Genomic DNA, 18,365 nt, shown 5'->3' with positions numbered 1-18,365 from the left:
TAAAAAATATTTATTTATTTGCTTATGAAAGTAGCAAATCCTGGTGTTAAATATAGAACTTTAATAATTCAAGTTTAGATGAAAATATGTATAAATGTGAACGAAGATTTGAAGTTTATTTTTTATAAATAGAGGGCTTTTTAATTCCATGTTTGACAATTTTACGAACTCCATTACGTAGGGCAGCATCGTCTTGTGACATGATATCTCTCAACTTTTGTTCTTGTCGGACTCGGAAGGAGGTAACGTGAAAGTAATCATAATCATATAACGCAATAATTAGTTTTTAAATTTCTCAGCTTCTATGAGTCGAATGCTCAAGAGTATTTCTGCCAGAATACGCTGAAAGGCATAATAACAACCATGCCAACCATCTAGAATACCGCCTTTGATAATCAAGCAATAAAATAAAATTATAAAAGGTGCAAGAATTTTTTGTCTGCGGATGCGATCGCCTAAATTAAGTTCACTAGTAGGAGTTTCTAATAATTTTTTTACTTCCAACACCGTATAACGATCCTGTGCCCATAACCAACGGTTTAGGGGTTTGCGATCGTCGTGGTGAATATAGGTAGAAAGTGTTGCAGAGCTACCGAACTGTTGCAAAAGTTGTGTATGTCCATCATCTATATACGTAACTTTGCTTTTACGAAAAAGCACTTGACGGTGTGGAAGTATACTACTACGCATTGGTTTACCAAACACACAATACTTGAATCTACCAAAATAGCCATCAATCTTTCCATCCACTGGCAGATCAGCAATTTCAGAAATTAACTCATCAGTGACTATATAGTCTGCATCTAGAGATAGCACCCACGGCGACTGAACTTGCTCTAAACCATAATTCCACTGCCTAGCATGGGTATCAAATTCCCGTTGCAATAAGTGAACTTGTGGATAGGAGTTAAGAATTTCTAAAGTTTTATCAGTACTATAGCTATCAATAACTATAATTTTATCTGCCCAAGTGAGTTGCTGAAGTGTGCGTTCAATATTTGGGGCTTCATTATAGGTGAGAATAAGAGGAGTAATCTGTTTTAGCATATAAAAAGTAAATCTATCATAATCAGATCAATTCCCTACAAAAGTACTGGAACAAAGCATAGACTTCCAAAGATAGGGAAATCTGCCTGCAAAATTAAACTTGATGTTTGTATAATTTTCTGTTTCGAGTAAAGCAGTCATAGTTGCTACAGAAAAAAACTTTATGTGACCACCATCCCAGAGAGTAGTGAAGTGCTTATCCATTTTTCCTGAAACAGCAAGCATAAGATTTTTGAGATAGCCATGATAAGGGGTAGTAAGAATTAAATGACCATTTGGCTTGAGGCATTTTTTGGCATTTTTAACCAACTCTTTGGGATAAAATAAATGCTCAATTACCTCAGCAGCAATAACGATATCAAATTTTTCTCCTAATTCTGTATCAGGGAGATTGTAAATGCTGGCTTCAATAAAGCGGCAGTTGGGAAAAGTCTTATTAGCTAATTTAACACCAGACTGAGATTCTTCAATGCCAACAACCTCATAGCCTTGCTGTGCAATTAAGTTGCTCAAACTGCCATTACCGCAGCCAATATCTAAGATCCGCAGCTTTTTTTGATGTTCAATAATATCAACATATTCAGATATCATCTCTATTAAAGGTTTAATAAGATACTTATGATGGTGTCCCGATTTACTCTCAGAATATGAATATTCGTATTCGTTACTAGATGAAATCATAACTAATTTTCTGTTCTAAGATTTATTAAAGATGTTATTAATAACATCGTGGTAAACTTAAATTATTTTTGAGGTTATTAAACCAAAGTTGGAGGCAACTAACATTGATTCAGGAATTAAGCCATCTGATTTTAGCGATTCTAGCAGAGCAGCAAGCTAGTAAGGGTTAGATATTACTTTCCACTGGTTAATCTGGTAGGATAAAATCCGCCGATAGTTTCTCCCAGGTGATAGGAGGTAAGGTATTTCGCGGTTGAACTTTTAAGCGTATCATGGTTATAAACGATCACTAAAGTAATCCAGTACTCCTATCTTGATACTCCCCGGTCTAAAGAAACAGGATTTTCATGCGTTTTTGTTATAATATCTTGATAAACTGAAATCAATTTTGAGGCTATACTATCCCAAGTATAATTTTCTAATATAAATTGACGAGCGCAATCGCCCATATTTTTCGCTTGTATGGGATCTTGCAAAAGTCCAATTAAAGCATTACCTATTTGATCAGCATTAATGTCAACTACACTAGCTGCTTTAGCCTCCGCAGCTTCCGGAAAATTACAGCCATTTGTGATCACACACGGTAAACCCGCAGCCATACCCTCCAATACAGACATACTAAATCCTTCAGAATAGGAAGGAGCAACATAGATTTTAGCGGCTACTAAAGCTGCATATTTAATAGTACCTGTAAGCATTCCAGTAAAAGTGACAGCATCCTTACAGCCTGCTTCGCTAAAATAACTTTCAGCAGTGGGTAAAAATCCTGTATTGTCTGGCCCAGCAACAATTAGGTGAGTTTCAGGAAATTTTTCGTGTGCTTTAGCAAAAGCAGGGGCTAATAAATCTAATCCTTTTTTTGGATCAATGCGACCTAGAAATATAATTAGTGTTTTGTTGCGAGTATTGGGAAACTGTTCATAAAAAAGCTCCGCGCTAGGTAGAGATTCAAAATTTGTGCTATTGATACCATTAGGAACAAAAACTAAAGGCGTTTTTAAATTAAGTGTGTTTATGTGTCTAGCTTCAGTAGAAGCTATCATTTGAATAGCATTAGCTTTTTGTAATGATCGGTTTTCAAACAAAGTGAAGTAAATTTTTTTCTTCCAACCTTTATAAGCTAATGCCCAAGGTTCCATCATTCCGTGGGGAGTTGCAATATATGGAACTATGCGAAATTGACAAGCCAGATGAGCAGCTAGAATTGGATAAGAAAAAATGGCATTAGTGTGTACTATGTCATAGTCAGATACATTTTTAAATAACCATTTCGTCATTAACCAAGTAAACTTGTAATCTAAAAAATTCAAATAAGGAAAATACTGTACTCTATAATTGTTTTCCGTAATCCATTTATTTAAAGGTACATCTAGAATTGTAGAACCATTAGCATTAGTAGCTACTATATCAACGCTAACACCTAATTTACCAACTGATTCTGCTAAATCAAGAACAACTTTTGTAGAACCACCATAGACATTTCCTAATGCAGGGATAACCATTAAAATTTTCATTGTTATTTTTTGCCATTTTCATGAACTGCTAAAGCATATTCAACTGCTTGCATTAGTCCTTGAGCAAAATAGTCAGGAGAGAATTTTTGAATATGTTCTAAAGCAGCTTCGCCTATTTTCTGTAAGTCAATATCTGCTGAACTCATTTTCAGCATTAACTCAGTTAGCTGTTGACTATTCTCAGGATCAAAGCCAAAACCATTGACTCCTTCAATGATTAAATCTTCATAACAGCCACATCTATTGGAAACTAATACTGGTAAAGCTGCTGCCATTGCTTCATTGACTACTAAACCCCATTGTTCTTGAATACTGGCATGGATGAAGCAACCTGCATGGGCAAAGTAAAGCAGCATTTCATCTTGTTGAAGAAAGCCAGGAAGATGAATATGCTTTTTTAAGCCAACTTCGAGAATTTGTTGTTCAATATTTAGCCGCATCTGTCCTTCACCACATATAACCAAATCCCAGGCACTCTCACCCATTATCTGATGATAAATTGCATAAGATGAGATCAAAAATGAAAGATTTTTTTTGGGAATAAAGCGATTAACCGCTAAAAAGTAAGGATTATTAACTGGTCTAGGAAGAGATTTAATTTTATTCGGATGAAACGCATCATTTTCTACTACATCATATCCTACAAATGTTGCTTCTGTGGGCATACCTAATTTAACTAAATATCTTTTATGTGGTTGTCCTCCTACCAGAGCAGATTTATATTTTGTAACAATAATACTTTTTAATGCCTCTCGCCACCAGGAACGAGGGGAATCATTTTCAGTAGTTTCTGACAGTAAAATAGCAGGCTTACGATGCCATAAGCACCAAGCTAAAGTGAAAAGCATTGCAGGTTGAAAATAACCCGCAATTGCTATAACACTGGGATTTACTTTTTTAAGAATAGAATTCAACTTTTGCACTAATTTAAAAATACTAGTTTTTTCAAGAGCTTGTTCTTTAATCACTGAAATTAATGACAAATGTAAATTATCAACTTTTATCTGCCAGGCATATTCGTCTTGATAACGTGCTAATTCTATAGCCACTACCTGATTTTGCAGGTTTTGATTGCAATTTGCTAATCTCTCGATTCTAGCAATATGATAAGGTCCATAATTAGAAAATAAAATTCCAATGGTAATCTTCATAAATTCTCAAGTATTGTCTCCTAATTCTGAATTGATAGCAGAATATTTATACTTGGCTCTAGAATAGTAGACTGTTAAACTTACAAAAAAAACTTGAAATATTGCCTCTTGCCAAAATCTTCCTATGCCGTGCGTTAATCCTACCATTGCTGGACTAACTAAACCCATATAAAGTAGGCTGCTAAAAATGCTTTTTTGATAAACAGCAGATATCCAAAGATTTTTAAAAAAATATGCAATCAGAGCAAAATAAAAGCAGCCTAAGTAGCCAAATTCGGAAAATGAATCTCCAATACCAGTCTTCGTACTCCCAGTAGGAATTATATAACCATACAAATTATTTAGTGTATCTTTTGTTATTAAATTGAATTGTAAAGATTTTTTTAAGTCATAACCTACGATTTGTCCAGGAACATATTGAAATACGATGCTATCCCACCAACCACTTCCATATCCATATCTACCTGTCTTCTCGGTTGCATCTGCTATTAATGCAGCATTTCTCAATTCCAATATGTCACCTTTTTGCTGTGTTTCAAATGCTCTTTGAGAGGCGGATAATACTTCCTGCCACTTACTGTTAAAAACCAAATCCCAAAAATGGCTACGTAACTCCCCAACTACAGGAATAATAAAAACTAGAAGCACTACAGCTGTGATAATTGCCGCTCTTGGGGGTACATAACGCAAAACTAGCCAGAATGAAAGACCTATAATAATTATGAATGTCATCGTGGATTGCCGCCGTCCCACAAAAATTGGTTGTACTACAGGCCAACCAGCAATAATTGTCAAAATGATATTAATAACTTTGGGACGCTTTAATGTCTGTAAAAGAAAAATCCCGAAAGCTATGTTGATAACTTGAGCTAGAAAGACATATATAGTAGCTGGTCCTGTCCATGTCCCACTATCACTTCTTTGGATAGTTGTAATAGCCAGTAAAAAACCAAACAAGTAGCCTTGAAACATAAGGGCGATTCCTGCTATAAATAACTTCCGCTGGTCGATAATGATGTTTAATTTTTTCAATAATTTTGTATTAGGTTTCATTGTATAGCCTATCCAACAGGCAGCAGCACAGAGGCATGACATCAATAAAACCCTTTCTAGTGCGTCTTGAGTCACTAGACCAGGATTGTTAATTAATGCAAATACTTGTGGCATAAGAAACGAAATAAACATGCTACCCATGAAGAATGGATATTGATAAATTCGCTCTATGCGAATTATTCCCCAACCAAATAAGCATATGCAAATAATAATTAGTAAATCTCGATATATTTCAACCATAAAATATAAACTTAAGAGCTTATAGCAATTTTAGTTAATTGGTAAAAATTGGGCGATGTAAAAACCTTTTCAAAAAACCGGATTTGTGAGTGCTTGCAAGATACTTATTAATTAAGTAAAAATCAATTCAAGCTTGCTTATGCATTAGTATCGTGTGCAAGACAGTCACGAAACATTTGTAAGTAACTTGGAGCAAGACTTTGCCAGGAAAAATTTATACGTACAAACTCTTTGCGCTGAATTCTGTCTTCCACTAATTGCGATCGCTCCAATAGATCAATTAAAGCTGTACTCATAGCACCAGGCTTTGAAAAGTCGGCAAACACTGCCTGCTCCCCCAAAACATACCTCATGACTGGGTGATCGTTAACAATACAGGGAAGTCCGTAAATCATAGCCTCTAGATAGACTCTTCCAAATCCTTCTTTGAGGGAACCAAGTACAAATATATCAGCCGCTTGGTAATATTTAGCAACTTGCTCATAAGGTACTGAGCGAGCAGTAAACCCATCTTTGCCTAACTTTTGAGATGCTAAATCAATAATGGGAGGGCTATTAGCGTCCATGTATCCTAACATGACTAAGTACGGTCTAGGTTCTGGTAAAGCAGCTACTTCATCAACTACATAGTCCATGCGCTTATGTATAGCACTAATCCAGCCTACACTGATAACAATTGGGCGATCGCTAGGTAAGCCTAGCTGTTGTTTAATATTTTGTCGTTCTTCATGATTGAGCAAAGGATCTCCATCTGGTACGTTAATGCCGTAGGGAACAAGAAAGTGCTTTGAGGGTGGTTCTCCAGCTTTTAATGCCAGTTCTCTGTAAAATGGTGCTACTTGTTGAACATAGTCAGTTCTAGTAAAAGGTGGATTACAAGGGCCTCCATTAGAAAAGAGTAACTGATAAGGTATACCAATTTGCTTACGCCACCAGTATAGTTGAAAACCAAGGTTAGAATCGCTGTAGAAGATGATATCTGGCTTGCCCTTTTTAATATGGGAAACAAACTGAATAAAAGAAGATAACTGTTCAACTACATAGCCATTGCGTCGGATAAACTTACCCAAAAAAGGTGCTAGTTTTCCATTACGAGGCAAATTCCACAATCGATGTTCATCTAGTTTTTCATCTCCTGCACCCTTGAATAGTTCAATTTGCAGTCCTTCAGTACTATGTAGCCCATTAAAACATTCACGGGCAAAGGTTTCGATACCTCGGTTGATGATACCTACACCTGTGCAGGCAAGATAAACTTTTATTGTTTTGTTCATTTGATTATTTTTATTTTAAAGGTTCCATCCAAAACCAGGACATCTGCTCTGGTCGCCATTCACTAACTGCCCAGTCAATGTATGAACTAGGTAAAAGTTGAGTGTAAAAGGTATGGTAAGGAAAATCATTTTTATATCGATCTTTTTGCCATATTCGCTTTATGTAATGAGTGGATTCAAATCTAGAGTAGATTTCTTCAGCCAAACCTCTGGTAATAAAATCGTGTAACTCAACCAAAATACAGGTATTTTTAAAAGATGGTACTTTATCAGGATTAAGCAGATTTAGCTCATAGCCTTCAACATCACAAATAACTAACTTTTTACTGTTTCCCAAAAGCTCCTGTTTTAAGTCTTCTAGTTCACATTTGCCACAGATTTTAATTTGGTCAAATACAGAGTTTAGTTTTGCCATTTGAGCGATCGCATCCTGTCCCTTGGCTTCCATTTCGTAAACAATAATTTGTGTTGATGGATTTTTCAAAGCCATTCCTACTGCATAGTAACCTTCTCCCCCACCAATATCGATTATCTTTTGAAGATCTAACTGGCAAGCCTTTTCTATAAAGGGGTTGAGTTCTCTTTCATAGATGCCAAGTAACTTAGGGATATAAGCACTCCCAATAGATTTTTCAATGTATCGCATACCAGCAAAAGGACCAGCTTGCACTTTATAAGTAGTCTTAGCTTGTGTTAAATGGGTTAAATAACCAATTGGACGCCAGTTCTCTGGAACGATTTTTCTCACAAGGTTAGCTAGCATAATTTATACTTGATAAAGAACAAAAAATTCAAATATTTATAGCAATGTCAATTCTCGATAAAGATATACTTAATTTAAAAAAACGTAGACACATATCGGCTTACCGTAGGCTACCGTCAAGAACGCCCAGAAAAATAGGGCTACTCATTAAATGCAAGTTTATAGATAATTGGTAGAACTAGTGGTATGTATTTAAATTTGGCTATTTTTGCTTTCGTATTCCGTCAATTGGTTTACTTTCATTTCAAAAGTTAAGTTCGCAATTATGCAACTAGATTAATTCCATGAAATGGGCGTAGTGGTGCATCTGGTAATACCCTAAGAGCATCTACAACTTCCTTGTAATCCAAAGTATGTCCTAGTTGCTAGGAAGCAGTAGTACGTTTTCTTCTAGTTTAAATTTCCTCATATCTTCAAGAGAAAAAGATTTACCTCTTGTTCCATCCTCATTAACTTTAAAACATTTGTAGCCCATACCATTAATATAATTGACCAAATCTTCTAGGCTTAATCCCATATCTATCACAGCTTGAGGAATCACCTCTATAAGTAAAGCACCAATTTTTTTATTGAGCAGCATTGTCTGAGCACCTTGGAGAACTAGCAATTCTGCTCCTTCAACATCAATCTTTACAAAATGGATAAAGTCTACATTTTTTTATGACAATAAACATCAATTGTTATACAATCAGACAGAAAATTACCAAAGTGGTAATTTTCTGAAATTTGGATTTTGTTTTGGCATGGACTATCCAATCTATCAGTAAAGTTGATATAACCACAAACATTTGATGCTGCTAATTTATTTTGAATAATATTATTTTCTAAATGATTGTCTTGAATATTAGACTGTAAAATAGAGAATGTAGATGGAATTGGTTCAAAGGCATGGATGTTGGTGTTGTGACAACTTAGTGCCATCATAATGCTAAAAACCCCTACGTTTGCCCCTATATCAAAAGCACAACCTCCATCTTGTATAAGAGACTGGGCAAGTTTTTGTTCACGCTTCAACGTCATATTATTAATACTATTATTAACATAATAAAATTCACTAAAATGACGAAAATGACCTAATAACCCCCCAGAAGGAATCTTAATTTTTGGATCTAATCCAATGAACTTTTGTAATGACCATTTAGAATATAAAGTAGCTATTTCTTGATTTGAAAGAATGGTTTTAGTATTTTTAAAAAAGTTTCTCATGTTTTTATGGTTGTATAGTAAGAAAGCAAACTTACGTAATTTATGAAACTATTGTTACACTAAATATATTAATGAAAAAATAGTAAAAATCGGGAAACAACAAAATCTTCGGTATGAAAGCATTATTCTACTTTAGATGCATTTGCCCTGGTAGTAGTAGGATAACAAATGAATATTTTTTATCCTTATTATGGATATTAAGTAAATATTTAATCTAAGTAAAGTTACTCAATGCTTTTATAAGTAATTGATTAATTTCGTCTGAAATTGGTTGTGGTTGAGTATCTTCAGAAAAAGCAGAACGAGTACGGTCGAGAATTGGCAGTAAGAAAGCATGAATTAATCGTTGTACAAACCGAATATGTGGCGGTCTCAAGTGATTTATGAACTGATAGCGTGGTAAATTTGTACCTGGTTTCCAGTATTGCAATTCAGGTTTGTCGTTACTCACAACAAACTTATGCCAATCTGCTTCTGACCATCTTCTGACCAATGGTTCTGACCAATTTTTGCGATTAGTTAAATCAGCCACCATGATTGCTCGTAATCGATTGCGACGAATTAGTTGAACCGGATCGCGGTGAGGATAGTGTCGAATTGGTAGTCTTTCCCTTGCCACCAAACCTGCATTAATAGGAAAAGAGCAGGTTTCAGGCCATTTCATAGTGCTGCGATAGCGACATAAGCGGGGTTCGCTATAATAGCTAGCCGTAAAATAACGCCGACGTTCCGCAATTGGGCGTTGGCGATCATTAATAGTTTCTTCATCTCGTTCCCATGCTGCTACTTCTGCTTCGGTTAATTGGAAGTCATAGTACTGGTGATAAACAATAGTTTCAGAGGGGCGCAGATATGTTTTCACAAATTCAGGTGGTGGAATGTGGTGAAATTCATCAGCATCAACTCTTAGAAACCAATCACCATCTCGCATTTGCTCACGGGCAATATGAAACATATAGCCACGCAATTTATTTTCAGAGAAATATACTGCTTCTTTACGAATTGGCTTAACGCGCTGATCATGGGAGGCAACATCTAAAACAATTTCCCATGTATTATCAACGCTACCAGTATCAAAAACGTATACAACATCAACCCATTGGAGGAGATGTTCTAAACACTGCTTAATAATATCTGCTTCGTCACGTACAGGAAGTAAAGCATGAAATTTCATAATTTATTGGAAATAATGTTCGACTTCTACTAAAGGTACACATTCTCTTTGTTTAAGCATCCGATAAAGTTGGAAACAGTCTGAATTGACAGGAGAGCGCATACTAAAATCAGTCAAAGCTAATTTAAAGCCTTGCACCAATCCCTTGAGCATATTTATTGGACGCTTAACCTTGATACCGTAAAGTATTCCTTTGACCGATGTACCCAGCAGATAGGGTAAAAGATACTGTGATGATGCGTTGCAATAAAGGAAAAGAATATCGTTTTGTCGGCCAAATACATCGGCTTTAACCGAAACTCTATTAGGGTGTTGAAAATGATGAATAGGGTCAGATGTTCCTAAGCGAACAAAGAAATTATTTTGCATAAGGCGAATACATAAATCTCCCTCTTCTCCCATATAGAAGAAAAACTCTTGGTATCCCCCAGCTTTTAAAAAAGCTGATTTCAGTACAGCATGAGCAGCTGCAACAAAAGCATGAGTCAGATACACCTGAGACTTATCTGGAGCTTGAGTATTGACTTTTTCAGTTTGAAGAATATTACAAAAGGGAATAGCAACGGCTCCAATACGACTATGATCAAATTCTGCTAGGGTTTGCTCAACAGTGTAAGGAGATTGAAGAATAGAATCATCATCTAAGGGAAAAACTACTTCAGTGTTAGCTAATTCTACTCCTCGGTTACGGTGATAACAAGGGCCTCTGTTTTCAGAGGAACGATGATATTCAATTTCAGGAAATTCTTTAGACATCATTTCTTGAGTACCATCACTAGAAGCATCATCCATAATTAAAATCTTCACCGGGACACTTTGATTCTGAGCTGCATGAATAGCCTGATGCAAAAACTCACGTCGGTTATGAGTTGTAAACACAATTGTGGCTTTTGGTAGCATACAATTTACTTCATTTTGTAAATCAGAAAGATGCCAGTCCTGATGTTGAAGACCATTATAAATTTTTTAAACAATTTAAAATAGTCGCTGTTTATACTGAGTTAAGTGACTAAATATGGATTTTTCTAAGGCCATTTTGCTCATTGTTACTAGTAATTCAGGTTGAGTACAAAGTAACTGTAATTTCCTCACAATCGCATCTACATTGCGTATTGGTACGATAAATCCATTAATGCCATCTTCTACGATGGAGCCAGTGTTTGGTGTTGCGATCACAGGTAAGCCGCAGGCTAAAGCCTCGTAGGTTGCAGTAGCAGAACCTTCGCAAATGGAGGGGAGTAAAAACACGTCTGCCCAATTATAATGAGCCATAATTTGGGAGCGGGGAACTTGCCCCACCAATTCCAAGTTCTCCTGCAAAGCTGCTACTGCATCAGGCAAAACTTGAACTGGACCCACCACACGAAATATGGCTTTCCCTTTCAATTGTTTAGCAGCTTCTAGTACGTAAGGTATTCCCTTACGCAATCCTACAGAACCTATAGTCAATACTCGCAACAGTCCTTGGTGTGGGGTTTTAATAGAAGGCTGAAAACTGGCATCAATACCATAGGGAACAACGACACAGCGCTCTTTTAGTCCTTGGCATTGTTGAATAGTATCACGCACAAAGTCTGAACCGCATAGAATTACATCAGCCAGTGACCACTCTTGTTGTTCTCGTTCAATGTACTCTGCTAGATATTCATTTTTCTGTAGGGGTTCTTCCCAACCAGGATGCAAAGCTTGTTCTTCTTGCAGAAGCTGCTTTTCTATTTGATAAGGGGCAATAGTTTGTTCCATCACTGTTTTTAATCCGGCTTGTTTTGCCGCCTGTAGAAGTTCCAGCCCTGCTGTATTGAAAACATACACGCCATTGCCACGTAATCCTTGACGCAGAATAAGCCGCCCAAAAGTTTTTCCTGCCCAAAGAAATGTTTTTGTAGTCTCAGAGGCAGAACTAGCTTTGCGTAAACGAGAAATATATTCAAAGCCAAAACCAGAAAAAGCTGTGATTAGGTTGGGGTTAATTCCATAGGGAATTCGACCGGTAAGCCTTGCTAAAGACTTACTCTGAAATTTTGGGGGAATCAAACGCAAATATTTAGGAAAGCCTTTAACAGCACATATATCAGTATAAAAGTGTTCTAACTGTCCGGCTTCATGTAAAATACGTGGAATAGCGTAGTGCCTTCTAGCACCTAGTTGAGCTACTGTGAACTTATCTTTATTTTGCCCAACGTTAAATTGATTAATAGATTGTATTACTGATTGCATAAGTAAGAGCTCCAAAGCTTTTTTAATACTGAATAAGAATATCGCTCTAAATAAAATTGTTGTAACTGAGCTTGATCAATTTCACCCTGGGCTAGTTTATGTACCATCTGTTTAATAGCAGAGACGAATACGGGCGTTTTGCCAAAAGATTGATTTCCCTGTTCAGATGATTTGTCTTTATTTTCAACATCTGCATAAACTCTTGCCTGATCTGTCCTCCAACGTTCAGGCGCAACTATTAAAACATTTAAATTATTAACTCCATAATCAGGTATTCCACCAACTCCATAGGCTACAAAAGGCACTCCACAAGCCATTGATTCTAACAGTACTAAAGGCGCTCCCTCAGCCCCTACAGTAGGCAGTAAGGTCAAGTCATAAGTGCTGATCAGATCAACATAGGCTTGTCCATCAGGATACCTACCAAAACATTTAATGCGATCGCCAATAGCTTGAGATGCAATATATTCTCTAATTAATTCTTCCTCTGGCCCGCTACCGTGAATGTGCAACTCATCCAGTACATCTTTGAGGTATTCCCATTGCTGCACTAGCCAGAAAGCTTGCTTATGTGGTACTAAACGACTGAAAAGAGCCGCTTTAGCTTTTCCTAATTCAACAGTTCTTGATATAGGCTGAGGCAAACAAGCAGTTAACTCTAAAGGTTCTGGTATCGCTGGAATAGCTGTAATTTGTTTTTCCCAGCCAAAACTCTCTGCAAAATTTTCTGCCACAATCGGAGACTGTCCTATTACTTCATGAAAACACCACCGTACTATCCATCGAGAATGACGCCAACTACCGACAAAACCCGACATCACTTCATGAAAAATCCGCTTAGTGTGGGAACCTAAAAAGAGAGGTGGGAGAAACAAGTTCCAACCTGTACCAACTGCGAGATATATATCTGGAAAAAACTCTCTAACATTTGTTGTAATTTTTGCCAGATATTGAATTTTAGATACAAAATATTTTTTTCTTTCTTGAGTGTGACAAAAAATAAAATTAACCTGATCACTCTGAAACTGTTGTATATCTTGTAAATCTAAAGGCGAAGGTAGTTGATTTGCAACTGAAATAACAATAACTTCAAATCCCTCCTCTCCTAATGCTTTAGCTAGCCATTTCAAATGAGTCTGGATACCACCTTGTCCTAAAATGTTTCCTGCAAGTAAAATTTTCATATTTTGTAGGAAAATTAAATATGTCAATAATAGATTTCACTTTAATAAAATTTTGAAATATTCATAACTTGGGATCTAAATTAATTTGTAAAAAAGCTGCAAATATTGCAATAAAACAAAAACAAACAGAATTTTTTAAAATTTTGGTAACCTTTAGTAATTTAGGTATTCTAAGCTTGATTTTAAAATCCAATTTTTATGTTTAACTAATAACTTAATATAACAGTTAGTGAATATAAAAAATTTTATGTCTAACTTACCCAATCGGTTTTAAAGTTCTTTTTTCAACTAAGAGAAAGAAAAACCATGCCACTAATACTGCTAGTGAAGATGCACTAAGTGTAGGAATCAAGGTAAGAAATCTTTCTCCCAAAGGAGCTACAGAGATTTTAATAAATAATAAAACAGGTCGATGTATCGCGTATAGTGAGTAAGAAAAAAGACCAAGTTTAGTAAATAAACTTCCTAGTTTACAACTCCAAAATTTATTTCCTTGAGGTTTTATGCTCCAATACAATAAACCACCCAATGGCAATGTAGAACTAAAAGCTACTAGGCTAGAAAGTTCAAATAAAGATGCTATGAGAACAATAATTACTCCTAAAGTAGCGATTAGCCAATATCTTTTAGGGAGTGCAGCACGTCCTGCTTCTACTTCTGCCAGGTAAAATCCAAAAGTCCAAGTAAACAAAAAAGGTAAAAAAATAGGATTACCAGAGCCACGATAAGGAAGTAAATCCGATAAATTCAGTAAAAAATCACCAGATATATATATTAGACTAATTGTAAATGTCAGAGCTAAAGTCTTTACCACTCCATATTTACGAGAAATATAGAAAAGTATTGGATAAACTATATAAAAGTGTATTTCCAGAGCTAAAGTCCAGAAAACTGTGTTACTTCCAAAATATGGTGCTGCTAGCCCTGGTAGAGCTAATAAGCTCATAATAAAAGTAAATAATGAGTTGCTCTGTCTAGAATCAACCTCCGCTGGATAATGTGTTCTTACATAAGTATCAACTAAAGCGGTAATTAACAAAGCAGCTATGTAAGTTGGGTATATTCTCCAGATACGTCGGATTGCATACTGTTTGAGATTTAAGCTAGTTTTGCAGTCAGAGATTAACTGCTGTGCGCCTCGTCGGTGGATGCAGTAACCACTAATTATAAAAAATAGATTTACAGCTAGACCACCGAAGTATAAAGGGGCTGTAGCATAGCCTAACCAAGAATTAATATCTATACTCAAACCATATTGCTTCCATATCTCCCCCAAACCAACCCAAAACATAGGTCGAGCATGGTAGAAAACAACTGTGAGGGCAGCTAAACCTCTTAAAGCATCAATGGAGTTTAAGCGTGCTTGGTAAGACAGGCTAGTAGATGTCATAGAAATTTTTGATTTCAAGTTGATTGAATAATTTGCTCTTTAATAGATACTTGAGATTTATACAAAGACCAATACTCACCCTGAAGTGCTAGTAGTTCTTCATGCGTTCCTTGCTCTGCAATTCTACCGTTATACATAACAATAATCTTGTCAGCTTTCTCAATTGTAGAAAGGCGGTGAGCAATTACAATTACAGTACGAGCGCGGCTGACTTCTTCAATTGCTCTCTGAACAATCCTCTCAGAATTTGAATCTAATGCACTAGTTGCTTCATCCAAAATTAATATGTCTGGGTCGCGCAAAATTGCCCTGGCGATCGCTATTCTCTGCCTTTGTCCACCAGATAGCCTTGCACCCCGATCTCCCACAATAGTATCAAAACCTTCTGGCAATTCCTGAATAAACTCATAAGCATAAGCTTTTTTTGCAGCTTCAATAATTTCTAACTTCGTCGCATCTGGACAACCATAAGCAATATTTTCCTGAATTGAAGTATGAAACAAGAATGTTTCCTGACTTACCATTGCAATAGAGTTTCGCCAAGAAGCAATTTGATATTCTCGTAAGTCAATTCCATCAATTTTTATCCTGCCAGAATCAGGATCATGAAATCTCATCACTAAATCGGCTAGGGTTGATTTGCCACTACCTGATGAACCAATAAGGGCGGTTATTGTGCCTTTTTTAACAGGAAAACTTATACTTTTCAGGGTAGGTTCTGAATTAGCAGCGAAAGTAAAACTAACATTTTCAAAATTTATTCCAGATGTCAAACCTCTGTATGGCTTCTGGCCATCTGGTAAATGTAGTTCATCTGTAGATAACAAAAAATCATTAATTACTTCTAAACTACCTGATAGTAATGCTAGTTGGGAGCGTAAACCATTAAGATGATTAATTCGCGGTATCATTCGCAATAATGTATACGTATAGGCTAACAATAAGGGTAACCCCCCACCTCCTGTGGCAGAAACTAGGTTTGAACCTACACCAAGAAGCAACAACAGTAGGGTAATTCCTGCCGTTTCAGTCAGGGGAACTATTGCTGAATTATATTTAAAAGCTCCTAGTTCTGCCACATAACGGTTTGTTAAATATTTGTCAGCACGCTCTAGCTCCCTTGATTCGGACTTAAACGATTTAATTACTCGAATTCCACTCAGCAACTCTGTAATAAATGAAGAAAATTCGTCGATAGAGTTAGCCGCTTTACGTCCATAAATTCTAACAGAATTTAGCACTGCTTTGAAGAGCAAAGATACTACTAATAAACTTATTACACTAATTATTGTTAATACAGGTGATAACCCAATAAGTACAACTAAAAGTATAAAAACCATCAGTATTTCTCTAATGATTTCTATCACTTGAGAAGATAAAGTTTCACTGCGTTGGGCTTGTTCATTTACGAAACTTAATAAAGTCCCTATATTTGATCGATTATAAAATGATACTTCTAGTTTTAAAAAGCGTTCAATGCAAACTTTACGAAGTAAAATTCCAATTCTGAGTTGTAAATTATTAATATTAATATTTGAAAAATATAAAAAAATATTTTTAATAATTGTTAAGCTCAGTAGACTGATGAACAATATTGGCAAATGCCAACTTTTAGGAAAAAAGGCATATAGTTCAACTATATTTCTGACAATTATTGGTGATTGACTGATATTAGATAAACCACCCCCCAATTCTTGAAGAATTAGCATCACAACAGGAGTGGAAATTCCTTCTAAAACAGAGGTAAACAATGCTAATATCAAAGATTTAATTGCTAAATATCGCTGATCAATAATTAATTTTATAAGTATACTAATAGCTTTATTTTGCAGCATTACTTGATAGCTAGCGATATTTGATTGTCATAAAGTTTAGGAAAATTTTGTTTTGTCTGCTCTAGGGAGTTAGATAGCTTTAACTAAAGTCTGAAATTTTTGATTTATCAGCGTTGCCAGACTAGAAGCTTCTGTCCATTAGCCTCTACAGGCTCAACTGCTAAGTTTAGTCCTACTGACTTTAAAGAATCAAAGATTTCATGATGAAGTTCTTCAGAGGCATTATGCAATTCCATAAAAATTAAATTTACCTGTTTGAAGATATCTATATGGGAACGTATAAAGGCAAACTCACCTCCCTCAATATCTATCTTCATCAGATCAATGACTCTTTTACCCACTACTTCTTGCAAATCAATGAAAGAAATATTGAAAGGTTTTGTTCCTTGGCTGTACTGCATATTCGTAGCCAAATAATTCTGCGGTTTAATCCAAAGTGTTGCGCTACCATCTTTTTCTCCTAGAAGACCTTGCTTAATTTCAACTCGGTGGCTTAGACCAGCATTTGATATATTTTTTTTGACAATTGGTAAAAGATATGGATTGGGTTCAACAAGAATATATTCGGTATCTGAAGTACCAAACTTAGTCTGAAAACAAATGTCTGCCAAAATACTGAAATGACCACAATGTGCGCCACAGTCCACTACTAATTTTGGAGAGCTATTAACCCATTGAAATACTTGCCAGTAAAATGGATGGCAAAAAACATCTTTAAAGCTAGCTATTTCATATTTATTTTTAAGTGTAACTTTGAATTGATTTTGCAAATTAAACTCGCAAGTGATCCAACGAGCTAAACGTCTGTAAAGAAAGAATGGTAAACTCATTTAGCAATACAAGTAATATAAGTTGTTAAATCTTGGAAGTTTGCTTTAATTAATTGCCTTGCTTCCATCATCAGCACCACATCCTGCATCTTATATTTTGCCTGCCATCCCAGCTTGTTCTTCGCTCCAAAACTTTAGATCCTCCTAAATCCTCCTTAAAAAGGAGGACTTTGAGAAGGTTTTTCCCCTCTTAAAAAGGGTGACTAGGAGGGATATCGATACAACGGTAGACTTTTCAAACAATTCTTAAGGTTTAACTCACAAACTGGAAACCATTCAGACCTTGATAACCAACTTGTCTGGCGCTCCTACGAGTAAACTCCCCAACAGAAGGGTTTCCGAGAGAATCAATCACTCCCGTTACTTGCTGCCATAGTTCTTGTGGTGCTACCGAAATTTCATAACTACGATCATCACATTTACGAATGTGATACCAAGTTGTTTTCTGACACTTTTCGCACCAAAAAGCTTCTAACCATTCCCCTTCTATAGGCACTGCGGTTTGGTTAGCTACTAACATCAACGCATTCCGCCGACTTATCCCTCGTTGCTGTAATTGACCTGCTTGGTCAGCAAACATTTTATATTTCTGACTGACGCTATCGATATAGCAGCTATGAATGGGGCAATAAATAGCCCGTCGCTTGGAACGTTTCCGATTTTGGTCACACCTTCTCTGCAATTTCACCTCCTATATAGACAAAAACTATGAGCAAGGAAGGCTATGTTGGAGGGACTGAGATCAATAAGACCATCAAAGCCCAACTCCGAAAAAATACGGCAAAAATACTCAATTAACTCCAATA

Annotated in this window: 17 protein-coding genes; all 17 read right to left on the bottom strand. The window is 36.1% G+C overall.

Annotation, left to right across the window (positions count from 1 at the left end):
* Positions 1 to 279 precede the first annotated feature (279 nt).
* Positions 280 to 1,047, bottom strand: coding sequence for a glycosyltransferase family 2 protein (locus V7K85_RS08875; RefSeq protein WP_334812805.1), 768 nt, complete (start codon positions 1,045 to 1,047; stop codon positions 280 to 282).
* Between the two features lie 27 nt (positions 1,048 to 1,074).
* Positions 1,075 to 1,728 carry a class I SAM-dependent methyltransferase gene (locus V7K85_RS08870; RefSeq protein WP_334812804.1) on the bottom strand — a complete coding sequence of 218 codons (654 nt, stop codon included), beginning with the start codon at positions 1,726 to 1,728 and terminating at the stop codon, positions 1,075 to 1,077.
* Between the two features lie 308 nt (positions 1,729 to 2,036).
* The gene (locus V7K85_RS08865; protein WP_334812803.1) at positions 2,037 to 3,242 is read right to left on the bottom strand and encodes a glycosyltransferase; all 1,206 of its coding nucleotides are present in this window, start codon (positions 3,240 to 3,242) and stop codon (positions 2,037 to 2,039) included.
* A gap of 2 nt (positions 3,243 to 3,244) precedes the next feature.
* Entirely contained in the window at positions 3,245 to 4,393 is a 1,149-nt protein-coding gene (locus V7K85_RS08860; RefSeq protein ID WP_334812802.1) for a glycosyltransferase family 4 protein, read from the bottom strand.
* A 6-nt stretch (positions 4,394 to 4,399) separates the two neighbouring features.
* Entirely contained in the window at positions 4,400 to 5,686 is a 1,287-nt protein-coding gene (locus V7K85_RS08855) for a hypothetical protein (RefSeq protein WP_334812801.1), read from the bottom strand.
* A gap of 137 nt (positions 5,687 to 5,823) precedes the next feature.
* Entirely contained in the window at positions 5,824 to 6,960 is a 1,137-nt protein-coding gene (locus tag V7K85_RS08850; protein WP_334812800.1) for a glycosyltransferase family 4 protein, read from the bottom strand.
* Between the two features lie 10 nt (positions 6,961 to 6,970).
* Entirely contained in the window at positions 6,971 to 7,723 is a 753-nt protein-coding gene (locus V7K85_RS08845; protein WP_334812799.1) for a hypothetical protein, read from the bottom strand.
* A 358-nt stretch (positions 7,724 to 8,081) separates the two neighbouring features.
* Positions 8,082 to 8,366 (bottom strand): FkbM family methyltransferase, encoded by a 285-nt coding sequence (locus V7K85_RS08840; protein WP_334812980.1) that lies wholly within the window; start codon positions 8,364 to 8,366, stop codon positions 8,082 to 8,084.
* A gap of 5 nt (positions 8,367 to 8,371) precedes the next feature.
* Complete coding sequence (locus V7K85_RS08835; protein WP_334812798.1) at positions 8,372 to 8,929, bottom strand: FkbM family methyltransferase; 558 nt, start codon at positions 8,927 to 8,929, stop codon at positions 8,372 to 8,374.
* Positions 8,930 to 9,143: 214 nt separating this feature from the next.
* Positions 9,144 to 10,103, bottom strand: a complete 960-nt coding sequence (locus tag V7K85_RS08830; protein ID WP_334812797.1) for a glycosyltransferase family 2 protein — start codon at positions 10,101 to 10,103, stop codon at positions 9,144 to 9,146.
* A gap of 3 nt (positions 10,104 to 10,106) precedes the next feature.
* Positions 10,107 to 11,003, bottom strand: coding sequence for a glycosyltransferase family 2 protein (locus V7K85_RS08825; protein WP_334812796.1), 897 nt, complete (start codon positions 11,001 to 11,003; stop codon positions 10,107 to 10,109).
* A gap of 75 nt (positions 11,004 to 11,078) precedes the next feature.
* Entirely contained in the window at positions 11,079 to 12,320 is a 1,242-nt protein-coding gene (locus V7K85_RS08820) for a glycosyltransferase family 4 protein (protein WP_334812795.1), read from the bottom strand.
* Positions 12,308 to 13,504 carry a glycosyltransferase family 4 protein gene (locus V7K85_RS08815; RefSeq protein WP_334812793.1) on the bottom strand — a complete coding sequence of 399 codons (1,197 nt, stop codon included), beginning with the start codon at positions 13,502 to 13,504 and terminating at the stop codon, positions 12,308 to 12,310. The genes V7K85_RS08820 and V7K85_RS08815 overlap by 13 nt, the downstream gene beginning before the upstream one ends.
* Positions 13,505 to 13,760: 256 nt before the next feature.
* Positions 13,761 to 14,912, bottom strand: a complete 1,152-nt coding sequence (locus V7K85_RS08810; RefSeq protein WP_334812791.1) for an acyltransferase family protein — start codon at positions 14,910 to 14,912, stop codon at positions 13,761 to 13,763.
* Complete coding sequence (locus V7K85_RS08805; RefSeq protein WP_334812789.1) at positions 14,909 to 16,729, bottom strand: ABC transporter ATP-binding protein; 1,821 nt, start codon at positions 16,727 to 16,729, stop codon at positions 14,909 to 14,911. The genes V7K85_RS08810 and V7K85_RS08805 overlap by 4 nt, the downstream gene beginning before the upstream one ends.
* A gap of 107 nt (positions 16,730 to 16,836) precedes the next feature.
* Positions 16,837 to 17,559: an FkbM family methyltransferase gene (locus tag V7K85_RS08800; RefSeq protein WP_334812787.1), complete on the bottom strand. Its 723-nt coding sequence runs from the start codon at positions 17,557 to 17,559 to the stop codon at positions 16,837 to 16,839.
* Positions 17,560 to 17,812: 253 nt separating this feature from the next.
* The gene (locus V7K85_RS08795; protein ID WP_334812785.1) at positions 17,813 to 18,241 is read right to left on the bottom strand and encodes a hypothetical protein; all 429 of its coding nucleotides are present in this window, start codon (positions 18,239 to 18,241) and stop codon (positions 17,813 to 17,815) included.
* Positions 18,242 to 18,365: the final 124 nt, after the last annotated feature.

This window comes from Nostoc sp., from assembly GCF_036917615.1.
In the GTDB taxonomy this organism is placed as follows: domain Bacteria; phylum Cyanobacteriota; class Cyanobacteriia; order Cyanobacteriales; family Nostocaceae; genus Nostoc.
This window is presented reverse-complemented; position numbering and strand designations above follow the sequence as displayed.